At 40.9% G+C, this 17,725-nt stretch carries 16 protein-coding genes and 1 tRNA gene; 16 read left to right on the top strand and 1 reads right to left on the bottom strand.

From position 1 onward, the window contains the following. Positions 1-134: 134 nt before the first annotated feature. Complete coding sequence (locus tag BUC12_RS13650; protein ID WP_062183570.1) at positions 135-1,046, bottom strand: hypothetical protein; 912 nt, start codon at positions 1,044-1,046, stop codon at positions 135-137. 185 nt (positions 1,047-1,231) lie between these two features. Here BUC12_RS13650 and BUC12_RS13645 point away from each other — a divergent pair, with 185 nt between their 5' ends. From BUC12_RS13645 to BUC12_RS13570, 16 genes are all read left to right on the top strand, one after another. Then, positions 1,232-2,887, top strand: a complete 1,656-nt coding sequence (locus BUC12_RS13645) for an ABC1 kinase family protein (RefSeq protein ID WP_062183572.1) — start codon at positions 1,232-1,234, stop codon at positions 2,885-2,887. 349 nt (positions 2,888-3,236) lie between these two features. Continuing rightward, the gene (locus BUC12_RS13640; RefSeq protein ID WP_062183575.1) at positions 3,237-3,923 is read left to right on the top strand and encodes a succinate dehydrogenase cytochrome b subunit; all 687 of its coding nucleotides are present in this window, start codon (positions 3,237-3,239) and stop codon (positions 3,921-3,923) included. Between the two features lie 29 nt (positions 3,924-3,952). Further along, on the top strand, positions 3,953-5,911 hold the full coding sequence (locus tag BUC12_RS13635) for a fumarate reductase/succinate dehydrogenase flavoprotein subunit (protein ID WP_062183578.1): 1,959 nt from the start codon (positions 3,953-3,955) through the stop codon (positions 5,909-5,911). 24 nt (positions 5,912-5,935) lie between these two features. Beyond that, the gene (locus BUC12_RS13630) at positions 5,936-6,691 is read left to right on the top strand and encodes a succinate dehydrogenase/fumarate reductase iron-sulfur subunit (RefSeq protein ID WP_062183581.1); all 756 of its coding nucleotides are present in this window, start codon (positions 5,936-5,938) and stop codon (positions 6,689-6,691) included. A 107-nt stretch (positions 6,692-6,798) separates the two neighbouring features. Further along, the gene (locus tag BUC12_RS13625) at positions 6,799-7,386 is read left to right on the top strand and encodes a Crp/Fnr family transcriptional regulator (protein WP_236689411.1); all 588 of its coding nucleotides are present in this window, start codon (positions 6,799-6,801) and stop codon (positions 7,384-7,386) included. Between the two features lie 81 nt (positions 7,387-7,467). Further along, positions 7,468-8,052 carry a hypothetical protein gene (locus BUC12_RS13620; RefSeq protein ID WP_062183585.1) on the top strand — a complete coding sequence of 195 codons (585 nt, stop codon included), beginning with the start codon at positions 7,468-7,470 and terminating at the stop codon, positions 8,050-8,052. 268 nt (positions 8,053-8,320) lie between these two features. After that, positions 8,321-10,150, top strand: coding sequence for a dihydroxy-acid dehydratase (ilvD, locus tag BUC12_RS13615; RefSeq protein ID WP_062183588.1), 1,830 nt, complete (start codon positions 8,321-8,323; stop codon positions 10,148-10,150). 7 nt (positions 10,151-10,157) lie between these two features. Next, complete coding sequence (locus BUC12_RS13610; protein WP_062183591.1) at positions 10,158-10,598, top strand: VOC family protein; 441 nt, start codon at positions 10,158-10,160, stop codon at positions 10,596-10,598. Positions 10,599-10,656: 58 nt separating this feature from the next. Continuing rightward, a complete protein-coding gene (locus tag BUC12_RS13605; RefSeq protein WP_175552632.1) occupies positions 10,657-11,637 on the top strand; it encodes a zinc-binding dehydrogenase in 981 nt (326 codons plus the stop codon). Positions 11,638-11,673: 36 nt separating this feature from the next. Continuing rightward, positions 11,674-13,371: a biosynthetic-type acetolactate synthase large subunit gene (gene ilvB / locus BUC12_RS13600; protein WP_062183606.1), complete on the top strand. Its 1,698-nt coding sequence runs from the start codon at positions 11,674-11,676 to the stop codon at positions 13,369-13,371. Next, positions 13,364-13,843, top strand: a complete 480-nt coding sequence (locus tag BUC12_RS13595) for a hypothetical protein (RefSeq protein WP_062183609.1) — start codon at positions 13,364-13,366, stop codon at positions 13,841-13,843. Before ilvB ends, BUC12_RS13595 begins: the two co-directional genes overlap by 8 nt. A 45-nt stretch (positions 13,844-13,888) precedes the next feature. Then, on the top strand, positions 13,889-14,443 hold the full coding sequence (gene ilvN, locus BUC12_RS13590) for an acetolactate synthase small subunit (RefSeq protein WP_062183612.1): 555 nt from the start codon (positions 13,889-13,891) through the stop codon (positions 14,441-14,443). Continuing rightward, positions 14,436-15,182 carry an acyl-[acyl-carrier-protein] thioesterase gene (locus tag BUC12_RS13585; protein WP_236689412.1) on the top strand — a complete coding sequence of 249 codons (747 nt, stop codon included), beginning with the start codon at positions 14,436-14,438 and terminating at the stop codon, positions 15,180-15,182. Before ilvN ends, BUC12_RS13585 begins: the two co-directional genes overlap by 8 nt. 257 nt (positions 15,183-15,439) lie before the next feature. Then, entirely contained in the window at positions 15,440-16,114 is a 675-nt protein-coding gene (locus BUC12_RS13580) for an acyltransferase (protein WP_062183615.1), read from the top strand. Between the two features lie 46 nt (positions 16,115-16,160). Further along, positions 16,161-17,207, top strand: coding sequence for a ketol-acid reductoisomerase (gene ilvC / locus BUC12_RS13575; protein WP_062183618.1), 1,047 nt, complete (start codon positions 16,161-16,163; stop codon positions 17,205-17,207). 157 nt (positions 17,208-17,364) lie between these two features. Beyond that, positions 17,365-17,438: transfer RNA gene (locus BUC12_RS13570), tRNA-Ile, on the top strand. Positions 17,439-17,725 lie beyond the last annotated feature (287 nt).

Raw genomic sequence — 17,725 nt, 5'->3', positions numbered from 1 at the left:
GGCTCGCTCCCGATCTTCGATACTAAACTTGTTACGCTTCTTCTTTTCCATAAAATAAACCCTAAAAGTTTGTCTAACTTTTAGGGTTCACTTCATTTCTGACCGGCTTTTATTATATATACGAAACAGTTACCTTAATTTATAACGAAAGCACTTTTAGATCCGACAGACCTTATACGCCTGTCTATTTCAAGAAGTTTCTTTCCAAATTCTTCTTCACACTCACTTTCCAGGGTCCGGTTAATTATCCGGTCATCATAAGACATACGTTCCAATCTGAAAAGCACTGCATTAAACTCGTCACCCGTAACAATCTTCAACGAATCGAATTTAGCATTAATCTCATCTCCTATATATCGTGCATCCTGACATTCGGGATATATCTCTTCAGGCACCAATACGAAAGGCTGCAAATCACTTAATTTCGTCGTATTTTTAGGAAAAACATACCCTTCGGGCAAAATGCCATTAGCAAATTCCAGATAATCTTTTTCACGGAACAACTTGGATTGTACAAGAACACTCAATGCTGATGCGGCATCCTCGCGGACAGACACTACAGAGGGGAAGGGGGTTATAACATCAAAATTCCAGTAATAATCATACCTCTCGATAAAAAGGTCGTTTGTCAGCTTAAACGGAGCTTTAACAACATCTCCCGGCTCAAACTCATAATCAAAGAGGTACGCTTCCGTTATTTTTTCCAACTGCTCATCGCCTTTCTCTAAATCTTTTTCGTCAAAAAAAGCATTATATCCCAAAAAGTAATTACTGAGTGTCGGATTTAAGACAACTGCCTGATTGCATCGCTTAGAAAGAAAATCAACAGACTGCCCGTCATATTTGAGATTATGCACACCCGATTCCAAAGTTACGGATACACCCGCCAATGGAGGTATCTTATACTCAGTTTCGTCTACAGCAACTACAATTTCGTGAGCTAAAGGGTTATCTATCCAAAAATCCTGAGTCGATTTCAACTTATTGTCGCAAGACGAAAATAGAAGTCCTGTAAAGAATAAAAATGCAAAATATACGTTTTTCATAAATCAAAGGTATAATAATTAATCACTAAACATTCCTCCTTTAGCGAAGGTTAAATACCGGAAGATAGTCCGAAAAAGGTTATAAACTTAATTACCGGTACAATATATAAATAATAACAAACTCAAAAAAAAAGTCGTATCATTGTATCCCTTCAATTTACGTAATATTAAGCATCATCATTGATATGGACAGCATCAGGAAAATAAAACGTACGGGGCAGTTAGTTTCCATTCTGACTAAATACGGCTTTGAAACACTCGTCACTCAAACCGGAATCAAGAATTTTATTCCTGACAACTATATCAATAAGAGTGAAAAACGCAAGGAAATATTTTCTTTAACCATCTACGAACGCATTCGTATGGCATTAGAGGAACTGGGGCCTACCTATATCAAGCTGGGGCAATTACTCAGTAACAGGGACGACCTGTTCCCTATCGAATTGATAGAAGAATTGCAAAAACTTCAGGACGATGTACAAACTAAAGATATAGGCCTGAAAGCGACCCTACAGAATGAATTAAAGATCGATCCCGACGAAATATTCTCGGATATCGATTTAGCTCCTATAGCCGCAGCATCCTTATCACAGGTCTATACTGCAACATTACAAGACAGCGGACAGAAGGTAATTATCAAAGTAAAAAAGGAAGGTATAACTCCATTGATCGAAGCCGATCTGCTTATCATGAAGGATTTCAGCAGGTTACTCGAAACATATTACGAAATAGCACGGCAAACAGGTATCAGCTACATTATCAAAGCATTTGAAAAATCGATCTTAGCCGAACTTTCTTTTACGCAGGAACTGAATAACATAGAACGGTTCCGCAAAAACTTCGCAAAAACCCCCTCGATACATGTTCCGCAAACCTACAAACAGTTATCGAATGATAACATCCTCTGTATGGAATTTATCGATGGCATCAAGATTTCGGATAAAGAAGCTATCGAAGAAGCAGGATTATCGCCTAAAAGTATTGGGCTGGATGTTGTAGAACTCTACCTGAAACAAATTATCGACTTCGGCTTTTTCCATGCAGACCCGCATTCGGGTAATATCTTCGTTCTGCCTTGCGGCAAAATAGCTTTCATCGATTACGGATCTGTCGGACGGATGATTCCTCAGGACAAGGAACTATTAGCCAATCTTATAATCCACATAATAAGGAAAGACACGAGACGCCTTATCCGGATTATCAAGAAAGTAGCTGTCGAATATAATATCCGGAATGAGATTCAGTTCGAACGGGATTTATATGATTTTCTGGACATGATGGATAACTCTTCCGTCAAAGACCTTGATCTGAAAATACTGGTGAAGAGATTCAGTAATATTTTATACGAGAACCGGATTATTTTACCCGAATACATTTACCTACTTGCGAGAGGTATCGTTATTCTCGAAGGAATAGGCCGCGAACTGGGACTCGAATCGAGCATAATCGAACACGTGAAACCATATGGGCGAACGCTAATCAAACAACGGCTGAATCCCGAATACATATCCAACCGATTAATGGATAAACTTTATAGCTGGAGCGACAGGCTGGAAGAACTTCCCGACGATTTTCATACACTCATACAGAAGGTCAATCACGACGATCTGAAAATCAGCCACAATATTAACGGGCTAAATGATATAAAGAACACCATAAACCGGCTTGTTCTGGCAATCATAGCATCATCTGTCGCCATTGGTTCGTGTATCCTGATTCTGGCAAAAATGCCTCCTCTTCTTTGGGGAGTATCCGTATTGGGTGTATTAGGCACGCTGTCGGCAAGCACGCTGGCAACCCTTGTTATACTAACGATATTAAGAAATAAGAAGGAAGATTAAGGTTGCTCACAAACTCTCGATAGAAAGCAGTAAGCTATACACACAATATGTCATTTTGTTCAAGCAGAAAAACAATAACACAAATAGCAAAACAACGTTATTTTTCCTAACAAATAGAATCTTAAACAGATGTATTTATAGCTCAAAAGAATGCTAAGATCAAAAAAGGATAGCAGTAAACCTGTTAAAACCTGACAAAAACACAGTAAAAAAGTCTGATTTTACTTTCTTACCAATGTTATTTACCTTAATTTTGCGAAACAAATATTGACAAAAGAAATATTCTATTGTTTTTATTTATATCTACGTAATCAACAACCATTAAATAACTAAAAAACTATTAAAACTTATGAGTTGGTTAATTAATTCCTCCATTGGACGAAAATTCATCATGGCTTTATCGGGTTTGACCTTGGTGCTGTTCCTGCTCTTCCATATGAGCATGAATTTAGTCTCGATCATCTCTATCGATGCCTACGAACAAATTTGCGAATTCTTAGGTACTAATTGGTATGCAGTGGCAGGTACAGTAGCTTTAGCAGGTCTGTTTCTGATTCACATTTGCTACGCTATCGTTCTTACTCTGCGCAACCGCAAGGCAAGAGGTAACGACCAATACGCATCTTCGAATCTGAGCGATGTTCCATGGTCTTCAAAAAACATGTTCGTGCTTGGTCTTGCCATCCTGGTATTCCTATTGGTGCACTTGTACGACTTTTGGTTTAAAATGATGTTTGCCGAACTATTCCACATGCATGACATCGTTGTACTGCCCGAACAGGTAGGCAACCACATGCTGGTTGTTTTCGCGAATCCAATTAAGGTTGCTCTTTATCTTATCGGTATTGTTGCAATCTGGTTCCACTTATCGCATGGTATCTGGAGTATGTGCCAATCGTCCGGCTTAAATGGAAGAACTTGGTTACCACGTTTAAAATGTGTAGCTAATATCGTATCAACAATAGTTTGTATCGGTTTTGCTATCGTTCCACTTTACTTCTTTGCAAAAAGTCTGCTTTGTACTTCGTGCATGTAATCAATAACCGCTAAAAGAAAAAATTAGATATGGCTACTATATTAGATCCAAAGAAAGATTCTAAAATCCCCGAAGGTCCATTGGCCGAAAAATGGTCGAACTATAAAGCTCACCAAAAACTGGTAAACCCTGCAAACAAACGTCGACTCGACATTATCGTTGTAGGTACAGGTTTGGCCGGCGGTTCGGCAGCGGCATCTCTTGGCGAAATGGGATTCAATGTGTTGAATTTCTGTATCCAGGATTCACCTCGTCGTGCTCACTCTATTGCAGCACAAGGAGGTATCAATGCTGCTAAGAATTATCAGAATGACGGGGACTCTGTTTACCGTCTGTTTTATGATACAATCAAAGGTGGAGACTACCGTGCACGTGAAGCTAACGTTTACCGTATGGCCGAAGTTTCTAACAATATCATCGACCAATGTGTGGCTCAGGGAGTACCTTTCGCCCGCGAATACGGCGGTTTACTTGATAACCGTTCTTTCGGTGGTGCTCAGGTATCACGTACATTCTATGCAAAAGGACAAACAGGACAACAACTTCTACTTGGCGCATACTCTTCATTGAGCCGTCAGGTACAAAAAGGAAGTGTTAAACTATATACCCGTTACGAAATGCTAGACCTCGTTATTATCGACGGCCGTGCACGTGGTATCATTGCCCGTAACCTTGTAACAGGTAAAATCGAACGTTTCTCTGCTCACGCTGTAGTTGTAGGAACAGGAGGATACGGAAACGCATTCTTCCTTTCTACCAACGCTATGGGATCTAACGGTTCGGCAGCTATCCAGGCATATAAAAAAGGAGCTTATTTCGCGAATCCTTGTTTCGCACAGATCCACCCTACCTGTATTCCTGTACACGGCGAATTCCAGTCTAAACTGACTTTGATGTCCGAGTCGCTTCGTAACGACGGGCGTATCTGGGTACCAAAGAAAAAAGAAGATGCAGAAGCTATCCGTGCAGGAAAACTGAAACCAACTCAAATCAAAGAAGAAGACAGAGACTACTATCTGGAGAGACGTTACCCTGCATTCGGTAACCTGGTTCCACGTGACGTAGCTTCACGTGCAGCTAAAGAAAGATGCGACGCCGGATTCGGAGTAGGTTCTACAGGTTTGGCTGTTTATCTTGACTTCTCGGCAGCAATCGAACGCCTTGGAAAAAGCACTGTAGAAGCTAAATACGGTAACTTGTTCCAGATGTACGAAAAAATTGTTGATGATAATCCATACGAAACACCAATGATGATCTACCCTGCTATCCACTATACAATGGGTGGTGTTTGGGTTGATTATGAATTGCAAACTTCAATTCCCGGATGTTTCTTCATCGGTGAAGCAAACTTCTCCGATCACGGAGCAAACCGTCTTGGAGCATCAGCGCTTATGCAAGGTCTTGCCGATGGTTATTTTGTATTACCATATACTATCCAGAACTATCTTGCTGATCAGATTACAGTTCCACGTTTCAGTACAGATTTACCCGAATTCCAGGAAGCAGAAGATGCGATCAATAAAAAGGTTGCAAAACTGATGGCTATCAAGGGAGAACATTCGGTTGACTCTATCCACAAAAAACTGGGTCACATTATGTGGGAATATGTAGGAATGGGCCGTACAAAAGAATCTTTGGAAACTGCGATTGAAAAAATCAAAGAACTAAGAAAAGATTTCTGGACTAACCTTCGTATCCCGGGAGAAGCAAATACTCTGAATGTAGAACTGGAGAAAGCTTTACGTTTGGCCGACTTTATCGAAATCGGTTATCTGATGGCTGTTGACGGACTAAACAGAAATGAGTCGTGTGGTGGTCACTTCCGTGAAGAATATCAGACTCCCGAAGGCGAAGCTCTTCGTGACGATGAGAACTACTCTTACGTTTCATGCTGGAAATATATGGGTGAGGATCAAGAGCCTGAGCTCGTTAAAGAACCTCTTGACTACGAATTCGTAGTTAGACAACAACGTAACTATAAAGCATAACCGAATCAGAAAAAGAGTAACAAAATGGATAAGACAATAAATATAACACTGAAAGTATGGCGTCAAAGAGGTCCTAAAGAAAAAGGAGCTTTTGAAACATACAAACTGGATGGAATCTCAACTGAAAGTTCATTCCTTGAAATGTTGGACATCCTCAACGAAACACTCATCAATAAAGGACAAGAGCCCGTAGTATTCGACCACGACTGCCGCGAAGGTATCTGCGGTATGTGTAGTTTGTATATCAACGGACACCCTCACGGACCGGATGAAGATATCACTACCTGCCAGTTGCACATGCGTAAATTCAAAGATGGGGAAACTATCACTATCGAACCTTGGCGTTCGGCAGGATTCCCTGTGATCCGTGACCTGATGGTAGACCGTACAGCTTTCGACCAAATCATTCAGGCAGGAGGTTACACTTCTATTAATGCAGGTGGTGCACAGGATGCAAATGCAATCCCGATTCCTAAAGAAGATGCTGACGAAGCTATGGACTCTGCTTCATGTATCGGTTGTGGTGCTTGTGTTGCAGCTTGTAAGAATGGTTCGGCTATGTTGTTCCTTTCGGCTAAAGTAAGCCAGCTTGCACTTCTTCCACAAGGTAGGGTTGAAGCAGCAAAACGTGCTAAATCAATGGTTGCAAAGATGGACGAACTTGGTTTTGGTAACTGTACCAATACAGGAGCCTGCGAAGTTGAATGTCCTAAAAACGTTTCAATCAGCAATATCGCCCGCTTGAACCGCGAGTTCCTGAAAGCAAAATTCAGAGATTAATTATCACTGAGATATATTCCACAAAAGCGGCTTCTAAAATAGAAGCCGCTTTTCTTTTCCAATATATTCATTAATTTCGCATTACAAATTTAGTAACAAAAACTACTTTGCCAATATCAGCCAACATACGGGAATACATCGCTTCTATTATTACATTGGAAGACTCCGAATGGGAATCGATCGCAAATGCACTTGATAATAAGACATTAGCTAAAGACGATTTCTTTCTGAAAGAAGGCCAAGTATGTAATGCTATCGCTTTCATAAACACGGGAGCTCTTATTTATTATAAAGACCTCGAAAACGGTGATCAGATGACTACCGACTTTGCTTTCGAAAGAGATTGGGTTACGGACAACTATAGCCGGCTTAATAATTGCCCTTCTCTCTTGAATATAAAAGCCATAGAGGAAACCAACCTATATATAATAAAAGACCACGACTTATCAGAACTTTACTGTAAGGTTCCTGTACTGGAAAGATTAGGAAGAAAAGTCACAGAACACTTCTTCCTGAAAATGGTCGGGCACAATATAGATCTGCAAACGCTATCGGCTAAAGAACGGTATTTGAAATTACTAAAAAGCCATCCCGAAATCTTTCAGAGAATCCCCCTGTATCATATTGCCAACTATCTGGGTATAGCAGCCAAATCTTTAAGCCGCATCCGGAGTGAAATTTTCAACAACAGGTAATTTGGTAACAAATGTGGAGCAATAGAGCCACCTTCTATTCAGACCTTTGCATACATAACAATTGTAAATGTCAGAATAAAAATGAAAGGACCACTTCTATTAATCGGATTACTAGCCATAGCCTCCAACCTATTATCGCAAAACCAGACGCCGACTGTTACACCTACTCACTCTGAAGTAAAACAAGCTCTCGAAGTCGAGAGCCTCGTACCCATGTTCTTCTCAGGAGGGTATCATGTAGGAGTGGGATACCGGTATGAAAGATTCAGAGTCAGAGCCAGTATTATAAACGGAGGCAGTTATAATGCCGAAAAGGCGGGTATCAATAACAACTCTTCCGAATTCAAACGGTTTTACAAAACATCTCCCGGTATATTCTTTGGATATAATGTATGGAAAAACCTTGAAGTATATACTTATGCCGAATTCCATACATTCACCATACAACAAAAAAGCACCAAATACGAAAAGGATTTATACAGTACCGATTTTGGAGGAGGAATTGGCTATCAATTTTTCATCGGGCGTTACTTCTATATACAACCTGCCCTGCATATCTATCTGAGGAAAGACAAAAGCTTAGACTTTGACGGTACAAAATACAATATTCCGAACACCGATTTCTCCCCCGTAATCCGGCTGGGAGTAAGGCTCTGGAGTAAATAGAAATCCACGTTTTTTAAAATAAAGTACAAAATTATATATACAAAAGCCTTGCAAATCAAAAAACATTTATAACTTTGTGATATATCATAAGCGTCAAAAATGGCAAATTGCGTATTACAAGTCCTCATTCTTGATATTCTGCTCGTCGGACAGGATAAATGAGAAAGGTATGTGTAACGCAGATTACATGAATTGTAGAAGTATATAATGAATCAACATAGGCCTTTCTCAGTAATGAGGAAGGCTTTTCTTTTAAAAACATATAGCAATGGGAATCGAATTACGCAGTTCGTCCAGTACACAGGGACGAAGAATGGCCGGAGCAAGAGCTCTCTGGAGAGCCAACGGAATGAAGGAAGAACAAATGGGCAAACCGTTGATTGCCATAGTCAACTCTTTTACTCAGTTCGTACCTGGCCACGTCCATTTGCACCACATAGGACAGCAAGTAAAAGCAGAAATAGAAGCACTTGGATGTTTCGCTGCCGAATTTAATACAATAGCAATCGACGACGGAATCGCCATGGGACACGATGGGATGTTATACTCCCTACCCTCACGTGACCTCATTGCCGATAGCATCGAATACATGGTTAATGCGCACAAAGCAGATGCTATGGTGTGTATCAGTAACTGTGACAAAATTACCCCCGGTATGCTTATGGCTGCCATGCGCCTTAATATTCCTGTTATTTTTGTCTCAGGAGGACCTATGGAAGCAGGGGAACTCGATAACAAACACCTCGATCTGATCGATGCAATGATCAAAGCGGCCGACAGTTCGGTATCCGATAAAGAAGTAAATGCTATCGAACGGGCTGCATGTCCTACCTGTGGATCATGCTCGGGAATGTTCACGGCTAACTCAATGAACTGTTTGAATGAAGCTATAGGATTAGCATTACCCGGTAACGGAACTATAGTAGCCACTCACGAAAACCGTTTGAAATTATTTAAAGATGCAGCCAAACTGATTGTCGAGAACGCTTATAAATATTATAGAGACGGGGACGCATCTATATTACCACGTAATATTGCAACAAAGCAGGCTTTCCTCAACTCTATGACTCTCGATATAGCAATGGGTGGATCTACCAATACTATCCTGCACTTATTAGCCATTGCACACGAAGCGGAAGTAGACTTCACGATGGACGATATAGACAAACTGTCACGCAAGACGCCTTGTCTTTGTAAAGTTGCACCTAATACCGACAAATACCACATACAAGATGTAAACCGTGCAGGGGGTATCCTCAGTATTCTGAATGAACTGGCTAAAGCTAATCTGATCGATACTTCGGTAAACCGTGCAGATGGTCTGACATTGGCTCAGGCAATCGAAAAATACGACATCACCAAAAAAGAAATAAATAAGGACGCTGAAATCCTCTATAAATCGGCTCCCGGAAACAAGTTCAATCTGGTAATGGGATCGCAGGACAGCTATTACCCGACATTAGATACAGACCGCACAGCCGGATGTATCCGCGACATGGAGCATGCCTACACAAAAGACGGTGGGCTTGCTATACTCAAAGGGAATATCGCCCTCGACGGCTGTGTTGTTAAAACAGCCGGAGTAGATGAGAGTATATTTAAATTCTCGGGCACTGCTAAAGTTTTCCATTCGCAGGATGCTGCTTGTGAAGGTATATTAAGAGATCAGGTAAAATCGGGCGATGTAGTGGTTATTACATACGAAGGTCCTAAAGGGGGCCCCGGTATGCAGGAGATGCTCTACCCTACTTCATATATCAAATCGAAACATCTGGGTAAAGAATGTGCGCTTATTACAGACGGACGCTTCTCAGGAGGGACATCAGGCCTTTCCATCGGGCATGTTTCACCCGAAGCCGCATCAGGAGGTGCTATCGGTCTCGTTAAAGATGGCGATATTATAGAAATAGACATACCAAACCGTTCTATAAATGTCAAAGTCAGCAACGAAGAACTGGATAAACGTCGCAATGAAGAATTGGCAAAAGGCAATATGGCATTCAAACCGAATCGTACCCGTACAATATCAAAAGCATTGAAAGCATACGCAAGTATGGTAAGTTCGGCTGATTTAGGTGCAGTAAGAATAATAGAGTAATCTTAGAATGGAAGTAAAAGGATTACACCATATAGCTATTAAAGCAAATGACGTAGATCAAACGATTAGCTTCTACACGAATGTCCTTAACTTCACGGTGAGACATGAGTGGTCGATTCCATCTTTTAATCTAAAAAGAGGAGTTATGATGAAATCATTTGACGAACAGTCGTACATCGAGATTTTTGACAAAGAAGCTAATATTGCAGCACAAGGACGCCTCCGTATGAATAATGAGGAAATTGTACAAGGTTCAATTTTACATATGGCATTTACGGTAAAAGATGCAGAAGCCATTTATAATAAAGCAATCTTATTGGGTGCAAAGTCTATACTATCGCCGATGTCCGTTGATTTAGGTGGGACCCCAACTATTATTGTACGTAACGCTTTAGTCGAAGGGCTTAATGGTGAAATCATCGAGCTATTGGAAGAGAATGACTTATAAATTTGCTTCCGTATAGATAAAAGCCTTAAAGCTATATTTCTCAAATGAATATATGAATATGACAGCAAAATCGTGGACGTGGCAACACAAGGGAGAACCGACCGAACTCGTTTTAGCAGAGAAAGAGGTTCGTACTCTGGGTAACGACGAAGTTCTCATACAAAATTGTGTAATCGGGCTAAACCCTGTAGACTGGAAACTGATTGAATGGGGACATCCGGAATGGCAACCGGGATTTGTTCCGGGAGTAGATGGCATGGGGATAATCCTACAAACGGGAAAGAAAATGTCTCATCTCAGAACCGGAACAAGAGTATGCTACCATACAAACCTGTCGAAAGACGGAAGTTTCGGTACACATACTATCGTACCGGGACATGCGCTAATATCTGTCCCCGACAAAGTCAGTGATATTACGGCGGCGGCCTTTCCCTGCCCTTCTCTTACTGCATGGCAGGCTTTCAGTAAGATTCCCCATCTTGCCGGAAAAACAGTACTTGTCAGTGGTGCAGGAGGTTCGGTCGGCTACTTTTTGACGCAACTCCTACTTCACGAAAATGCAAAAGTATATGTAACGGCAAGCCCGAAACATCATCAGGAGTTTTTACAGATGGGAGTATCCGCAGCAATAGATTATAATAGCCCCGATTGGAAAACGGAAATGCTTGATTCATTACACGGTAATTTATTCGATGCAGCCTTCGATACAGTAAATGGGTTACACGCCTCGGGACTAGGAACAATGCTAGGTTATTACGGGCACCTCGTAGCTATACAAGACCGAGTCGAGCAGAATCCTGTACGGGCTTTCAGCACTTGCATTTCGTTGCACGAAGTAGCATTAGGAGCATATCACAAATATGCATCGCCGAAACAGATAGCACAACTTATCGAAGACGGAAAGATGTTACTTGATAAAATCGGAGCAGGAGTCTTAAAGTTAAGAGAAAACTCGGTCGCAGGATTCGACCAACTACCGGCACATCTCGCTGAGATGAAACGAAATCATAGCCAGACCAAATATCTGGTATCTATATAAACTGAAATTTATTATTCGCTATATAAATTTAAAATCATGGGACAAGAAATAACAGGACGGGAAGCACTGATCCGGTCGCTTATACAAGAAGGGGTTGATACCATCTTCGGATATCCGGGAGGTGCAATTATGCCCATATTCGACACCATATACGATTACAAAGAGCAGATCAAACATATATTGGTACGTCACGAGCAGGGAGCAACCCATGCCGCACAGGGATATGCCCGTACATCGGGCAAAGTAGGAGTAGCATTCGTTACATCGGGCCCCGGAGCCACCAATACCGTTACAGGTATTGCAGATGCAATGATAGACAGTACTCCGCTGGTAGTAGTTACCGGACAGGTAGTATCATCACTACTGGGCAGTGATGCTTTTCAGGAAGCAGATGTAGTAGGTATCACCCAACCGATTACGAAATGGGCTTATCAGATCAGACGGGCGGAAGATATCCCGACTGCTGTAGCACGAGCGTTTTACATAGCTTCATCAGGACGTCCCGGACCCGTAGTTTTAGATATCACCAAAGATGCCCAAAACGGCTTATTGGATTATCATTACGAAAAAACAACTTTCATAAGAAGTTATCAGCCCAAACCCGAAGTCAACTCAAAAGAGATTGAAGTTGCCGCACAAATAATCAATGATGCGAAAAATCCATTAGCACTGATCGGACAAGGAGTTATACTCGGGGAAGCAGAAAAAGAGCTGGTAGCATTTATCGAAAAGAGCGGTATACCTTCGGCATTTACTGTACTAGGCTTATCGTCATTGCCTAGTGACCATCCACAGAATGTAGGTATGCTGGGAATGCACGGCAATATAGGTCCTAACCTGAAAACAAACGAATGTGATGTGCTTATCGCTATTGGCATGCGTTTTGACGACCGTGTAACAGGAGACCTGAATACATATGCTAAGCAGGCAAAAGTTATCCATTTCGACATCGATCTTGCCGAGATAAATAAGAACGTAAAAGCCACAGCACGTGTTTACGGAGATGTAAAAGATACATTACCGGCTATTACCAAACTTATCAAAGAAAAAAAATATCCCGAATGGCTAAGTGAATTCAGGGCTTGTTACGAAAGAGAATACAATGTTGTGATCAAAAACGAGCTTTATCCCGAATCCGGCAATTTGAAAATGGGTGAAGTTATTAATAAAATATCCGAAGCAACAAACAATGATGCCGTACTTGTAACCGATGTAGGACAGCACCAGATGATGGGTGTACGTTATTTCAAGTACCAACAGACTCGGAGTGTTGTAACTTCGGGAGGGTTAGGTACTATGGGATTCGGGCTTCCGGCAGCTATCGGTGCTAAAGTAGGAGCACCCGGCCGTACTGTTTGCCTGTTCGTTGGCGACGGGGGTATCCAGATGACCATTCAGGAGCTCGGAACTATTATGCAATATGATATCAACGTAAAAATAGTAATCCTTAATAACCATTTTCTAGGTATGGTTCGTCAATGGCAAGAATTATTCTTCGACGAAAGATATTCGGAAACAGTAATGAAGAACCCCGATTTTGTAAAAATCGCGCAAGCCTATAATATTCCTGCCCGAAAAGTAGATAAACGGGAAGATATAGATGCTGCAATAACCGAAATGCTCAATCATCCGGGGTCGTATCTGTTAGATGTTGATGTAGAAGCAAAAGGGATGGTTTACCCGATGGTTCCGGCGGGAACTTGTGTCACAAATATTCTGTTAGGAGATGAGTAAATTACGGTTGCTTATACAAATTCTAACCATCGCCGGACTCGCTTCTTGCCAAGAGAATAAAAGTCCATACGAAATCCGGAATTTGTATATCGAAACCCAGAATTTACCTGCAGGAATAAAAAATGCCATTGAAAAGAGTCTCGAAAACCGGCGGGATACTGTCTATAATTATGCAAGTACCGAAGGACAGAAAGACTCTATTATATACAAATTCAATATGGCAGAGACATTACCTGAAAGTAACCTTTTGGATGGTACCCGGAAAATAACTGTCCTTTTAAGCAATGAGAAAGACTCGGTAGGCAACCCGTTATATAGAGTGGAACTCTATAATTCCGAAAAATCGGAATGGAAAAGAGTCTGGAATTTAGGAAATACACCTTTTCGCTCGGATACCATTGTTTCGGATGCACATATCGAACAGGTTCTTCTCAGTAGTTTAGATATCAGGTATTGGAAAGGCTTGCCATAGGATAGATTTTATATTTAATAATATGTTATTAAGATCAAACAAATTATGGAAGAAAAAACATTATATACAGTAACCATTTTTTCCGAAAACACAGTAGGCTTACTCGGTCAGGTAACTAGTGTTTTTACCCGCCGCCAGCTGAATATCGAGACCTTGTCGGTTTCACCTTCGGCACTGCCGGGTATTCATAAATTTACGATTACGATCTTTACCGACCGTGATATGATCGAAAAGGTTGTAAAGCAAATCGATAAGCGCATAGATGTACTGAAAGCATACTTCAACACAGATGAAGAATTGATACATCAGGAAATTGCCCTGTATAAGCTTTCTACTCCCGATTTTTTAAAGATGGGCACGGTAGAACAGCTAATAAGGAAATATAATGCCAAAATTCTTGAAATCAACGAAAATTGCGTAGTATTGCATAAAACAGGCCATCACGCCGAAACTCAGGCTCTCTTCGATGAGTTGAGCAAAACAATCGGGGTATTACAGTTTATCCGTTCGGGACGGATAGCCATTACCAAATCGAAAATAGAACGCCTGAGTGATATGTTGAAAGACATAGAAAGAAAACAAAACAGACTTAATGAATAAGCATTCCCAAATGGAGAAAACAGGGACATTCACTTATACAATAGACGCTTACTTATCGGATTTCCGGGGAAAGGCAACCCTACCTATGCTGGGTGGCTTTATGCTTCAGGCAGCGACACAGCATGCCGAAGAACGTGGATTCGGATACTCCTCGATGATCAGTAAGCAACGGGTATGGGTTTTGACCAGAATGAATATCCAGCTATCTGAATATCCGTCGAACGATACCCAGATTAAATTACATACATGGGTATCGGATTTGAATAAACTATTTACCGAGCGGTGTTTTGCATTCGAAGACCAGAACGGGAATTATTTCGGGTATGCCCGCTCACTTTGGGCATCTATCGACCTGCAAACCCGTCGTCCGACCAATGTACTGGAGTTGGAAGGTTTGTCTGATTTCAGAACCGATAAGGAATGCCCAATTGAAAGTGCCGGAAAGCTACCACTATCGAAGGATGCCGGACATATCACGGACTTCACGGTCAAATACAGCGATATAGATATCAACAAACACCTCAATAGTATGAAATATATCGAACATTTTGTCGACATATTTCCTCTCGAACTTTATCAGCAGAAAGAGATAAAGGGCTTCGAGATCAACTATATCACGGAGGGTAAATATGGCTCGGAACTCGGTATATTCGAAAAAGAAATATCCGAAGGTGTATATATGCTCGAAATGAGGGACAACGACCGCACTATCTGTTCTGCAAAGGTAACATGGCAGTAAAAACAGGGAGCACGTAAAGTTTTTATCTATTAAAGAAATGCATCCTCGAATAACCGGAAAGAAAAATAAAAATGAATGTAACTTATGTTACGTGTCACTTTTTTGCATCGAAACGACTGTCAGATAAAGAAATAAAAAGGTGACAGGTGTCACTTTTTTGTCACTTTTCATGTAACTTTTGTTTACTTTGCACTACCATTTATCACTTTATGCGGTTTTTCGATTAAAGAATGTATCTTTAAGAACTAAATTAAAAAATGAGTATTAAAGAAATCTTATATAAAAGTTCCTTCATCCGTAATCTCACTTATAAAATTAAGTTAGACAGGGCAAACCGTAAAAAATGGATTCAAGGGGACAATATTAAGATCGACAATCAGGGGCGGTTCTATAAGGTAACCCAAAAAGTGATCGGAAATAATAATACAATCATTATCGGGAAATACACAACTGTATCTAATGCCCGGATCGTAATAGTTGGCAACAACAATACTATCCGCCTCGGCAACGGTTGCGGCTTCGAAGGCGGAGTTCTCTGGATAGAAGGCTGCAACAACCGGATTACTCTGGGGGACCGTGTAAAAGTAATGGATGCCAGTTTTGCCGCAATTGAAGACAATCAGTCTATCACGGTCGGAGACGATAGTTTGTTCTCCTATCAGGTAGAGGTCAGAACCAGCGATTCGCATTCTATTATAGATACCGAAAGCAACAAGCGGATAAATAAACCTCAAAGCATATTGATAGGTAAACATGTCTGGGTGGGTGCTATGGTATCGATATTAAAAGGAGTCACTCTTGGAGATAATTCTATTGTAGGCACCCGTTCTATCGTTACAAAGGACGTTCCTCCCAATACTGTTGCTGCGGGTATTCCGGCGAAAGTTATAAAGACAAACGTAAACTGGTCGTATGACCATATAAAAGACTAAATAAATAATTCATATATTTCTAATCAAAAAATTAAAAAAACACGAAATGGCAGAAATGAATTTTGGTGGAGTTACCGAACAGGTAGCTACCCGCGAAGAGTTCCCTTTAGAAAAAGCAAGAGAAGTTCTTAAAAACGAAACTATTGCTGTAATCGGCTATGGAGTTCAAGGTCCGGGACAGGCTCTTAATCTTAGAGACAACGGATTCAATGTAATTATCGGTCAACGCAAAGGTGGTAAAACCTGGGAAAAAGCAATCGCTGATGGTTGGGTTCCGGGAGAAACACTATTCGATATCGAAGAAGCTGCAGCTAAAGGAACAATCATTCAGTACCTGTTATCGGATGCTGCCCAAATCGAAGTATGGCCTCGACTTAAACCTCATTTGACAGCAGGTAAAGCATTATATTTCTCTCATGGTTTTGGCATCACCTACAAAGAGCGTACAGGTATTATCCCTCCTGCTGATGTAGATGTTATCCTTGTTGCTCCTAAAGGATCGGGTACTAGCCTTCGCCGCATGTTCCTTGAAGGACGCGGTTTGAACTCAAGCTATGCAGTATTCCAAGATGCTACAGGACGTGCTAAAGAACGTACAATTGCATTAGGAATCGGTGTAGGATCGGGATACTTGTTCGAAACAGATTTCAAACGTGAGGTATATTCTGACTTAACTGGTGAGCGCGGAACATTGATGGGTGCTATTCAAGGTATCCTTCTTGCTCAATACGAAGTTCTTCGTGAGAACGGACACTCTCCATCTGAAGCATTTAATGAAACTGTAGAAGAGCTTACTCAATCATTGATGCCTCTTTTCGCAGAAAAAGGAATGGACTGGATGTATGCAAACTGTTCTACTACAGCTCAACGTGGAGCATTAGACTGGATGGGACCTTTCCACGATGCAACAAAACCAGTTTTCGCTAAACTATATTCGGAAGTTGCTAACGGAAATGAGGCTCAACGCTCTATCGATACAAACTCTAAAACAGACTATCGTGAGAAACTGGAAGAAGAACTGAAAGCTCTTCGCGAAAGCGAAATGTGGCGTACGGGTGAAGTTGTAAGAAAACTTCGTCCTGAGAATAACTAATTTTATTCTGATAAATAAGATACTGAAAACCTGTATCTAAAGTACAGGTTTTCTTTTCTATTAGTTATTTTCCGAAAAGCTTTTTCTTCCAGAACTTGCATATATAAACAAAAAGCAGTAATATTGCATCCGATTTCGGGTTAACCGCCGAAAATCAGGTCCTATAGCTCAGTTGGTTAGAGCATCTGACTCATAATCAGGGGGTCCCTGGTTCAAGCCCAGGTGGGACCACTTATTGAAAATGAAGCACTTATGAATATATTTCATAGGTGCTTTTTCTTTTAGGTGGAAACAAAACGAATAACAAAGTTTAACTATTTGCATCGAATTCTATTACAGTTACCCGTACGTCAGTTGGCGCAATCCTCAAAACTATCGAATGCGACTACTTTGCGACCAAAATCATTATAAATTATTAAAAAGGCAACGATTTATAATTAGTAATTACAACAAAGAAATATTTAAATAGCTGATGCAAAGACACATAATTCAGTCGCATTTTTCCGCAAAAGTGGTCG

It is taken from the genome of Indolivaga macrotermitis (genome assembly GCF_900128985.1).
Lineage (GTDB): Bacteria > Bacteroidota > Bacteroidia > Bacteroidales > Dysgonomonadaceae > Dysgonomonas_A > Dysgonomonas_A macrotermitis.
This window is presented reverse-complemented; position numbering and strand designations above follow the sequence as displayed.